The 2,756-nt window shown below is 72.9% G+C and carries 1 protein-coding gene; it reads right to left on the bottom strand.

Features of this window, described 5'->3' with window-relative positions:
• The coding region (locus AB0L40_RS27480) for an SNF2-related protein (RefSeq protein ID WP_364361945.1) at positions 1-2,756 on the bottom strand (2,756 nt) is incomplete at both ends.

Raw genomic sequence — 2,756 nt, 5'->3', positions numbered from 1 at the left:
CGGTGAACTGACTGAAGACGAGCGCCCGGTGCCCGCCGCCGACGACGTCCTCCAACTGCCCGACGAGCGCCGTCAGCTTGGCGCACGGGACGGTTGCGTACTGCGGGTCGACGAGCACAGGGTGCAGGCTCATCTGCCGCAGCAGCGTGATCGCCCGCAGGATCGTGAAGCGGTTCTTGTCGAAGTCCTGCAGCAGGCCGAGGATCCGCTGGCGCTCGCGCTGCAGGTGCGTGTCGTAGACCTGTCGGTGGCGCGGGTGCAGCCCCACGGGGAGCGCCTGGATCTGCTTCGGCGGCAGGTCGGCGGCGACGAGATCCTTCGTGCGGCGGAGCATCAGCGGGCGGACCCGCCGGCGCAGGCGATCCAGCCGCTCGGCGTCGTGGCCCCTCTCGATCGGTCGGACGTACTGCTCGTCGAAGCGCTTCGGGCTCGGGAAGAGCCCCGGGGCGGTGATCGAGAAGAGCGCCCACAGCTCCATCAGGCCGTTCTCCATCGGCGTGCCCGTGATCGCGAGCTTGAACGGCGCGTCGAGCCGCCGGACGCAGCCGTGGGTCTTCGCCTGGTGGTTCTTGACCTGCTGCGCCTCGTCGAGGATCACCCCGGCCCACGGGACCGCACAGTGGTGCTCGGCGTCCAGGCGCAGCAGCGTGTAGGTCGTGACGAGGACGTCGGTGCCGTCGAGCGCCTCGGCGAGCGTGACGCCGGCCTTCTTGAGCGTGTCGGTCAGCGCCCGGACGACGAGCCCGGGCGTGAAGCGGGCGGCCTCGGCGACCCAGCCGGCCACGACGCTCGTGGGCGCGACGACGAGGAACGGCCCGGCCTCGGGGTCGCGCTCCTTGGCGTGGGCGATCAGCGCGAGGGCCTGGAGCGTCTTACCCAGGCCCATGTCGTCGGCGAGGATCCCGCCCAGCTGGAGGTCCCATAGCTGGGTCAGCCAGCGGTAGCCGTCCTGCTGGTACGGGCGCAGGTCGGCGTCCAGGTCGGTCGGCAGCGCATGATCGGCGAGGGCGTCCAGCCGCGTCAGCCCGTCGATCTGCCGTTGCCACGCCGCGGCCTGCTCGGTCACGACGCCGAGCGCGACGAGGTCCTCCCAGAGGCCCGCCTGGTAGCGACTGATCTTCAGCGGTGCACCCGCCGGCGTGTCGGCGAGCGCCCGGGCCTCGTCGATCAGGGCCCGGAGCGCCTGGAGCTTCGGGGTCGTCAGCGAGAAGTGCGCACCGTCGGCCAGCAGGAGGTGCTCTGCGCCGTCGGCCAGCGCGGTGAAGACCCGCTCGAACGGGACGTCCTGGCCGTCGGCCCTGATCGTGACGCCCAGATCGAACCAGTCGTGGTCGCCGTCGCTCGCCTGCGTGGAGAAGCCGACCTCCAGCTCGTCGCCGACGTCGCGGTAGTCGGCGGGCGTCCCCTGCCGTCGCAGGTCGACCCCTTCGTGGCCGGCCAGGCGGGGCAGCAGCTCGGTCGTCGCCTCGGCGGTGTCGAGACCCGACAGCCTGGCCACGCCGCTCTGCGGTCGGCCGCGGCCGTCGACGAGGCCGAGCCGACGCAGCTCCTCGTCGTCGACGACGGTCGCCTCGATCGCCGCCCGCTCGGCGCGGAGGTCGCGATAGCCGTCGCGCGTCGCCGCGAAGGGCGTGCAGCGCGCCTGCCCGTCGATCTCGTACCGCCACTCCCACGCGAGCTCGAGCCCGTGGTCGTCGCCGTGCGTGGCCCGGAGTTCCAGCCGGGGCGCCGAGACCTCCGGGACGACGAAGCTGCCGTCGCTCGAGACGACGGGCGCGTGCCGGCGCAGCCCCGGGGCGATCTCGTGCGCGAAGCGCTCGGCCTGGTCGGGCGGGACGCGCAGCGGGGTCCCGGTGAGGACCATCCGCTGCAGCGCCGGCGGGGCGGGGCGCTCCAGCCGGACGAGCCGCAACGGCCAGCGGTCCGGATCGAGGTCGGCCGCCTCCGGCGTGGTGCAGACGAGCCCGTGGCCGCCCGCGCCGATGAACGCGACCGGAACGAGATCCGCCGCCACGCCTGCGACGCGCAGCACGACCCGGGCGTCGATGCCGTCGTCGCGGTCCTCGACGTCGAAGCACAGGTCGCCCTCGAGGAGCTCGACCTTGCCCAGGGCCCGGCGACCGTGGACCAGCGCGATCTCCTGTTCGCGGGCCCGCTCCAGGAGGGGCCAGAGCTGCGGGCTGTTGAACGCGCCGAGGTCGAGCGTCTTCGTCTGCGACGGTCCGTACGCGTACGAGGAGTACGAGGAGGTGGACCGTCCGCTCTGGCGGGCCTGGAACACCGCCCACAACTCTGCTGCGAGGTCCAGGTGATCACCGCGGTACTCGCTTCGGCCGACGTGCCGGCTCGAGAATCCGTCCCAGCGCAGGTCGCCGTTGATCCAGCCGCCCCGGGCCCCGGGACGCTTGAGCCGCGCGTGCAGCTCGAGCACACCGTCCTGGGCACGGCGGGCCACGATCGAGATCGCCAGCGGGATCCCGGCCCCATGCGCCGTGTCGTCGACGAACAGGTCGTGGAGGGGCCGTTCCCAGTCGGGCAGTGCGGGGGTCGTGGCCGGCGGCTTCCGGCCGGTGGACCGCTGGACGCGGCCCTGGTCGGCGGTGATCGCGACGGCGGCGACGTGCTTGCAGCTGCTGCCGACGGGACAGCTGCAGTCGCTCCAGTCGTAGTGCATCCGCCCGTCGCGCCCGGTGAAGACGTAGAGCTCCGTCTCGTAGATCCGTCCGCTGCCGACGACCTTCGCCTCGAACACCTCG

The sequence above is a fragment of the Patulibacter sp. NPDC049589 genome (assembly GCF_040675535.1).
In the GTDB taxonomy this organism is placed as follows: domain Bacteria; phylum Actinomycetota; class Thermoleophilia; order Solirubrobacterales; family Solirubrobacteraceae; genus Patulibacter.
The sequence above is the reverse complement of the archived record's forward strand: the minus strand, read 5'-3'. Positions and strand labels throughout refer to the sequence as shown.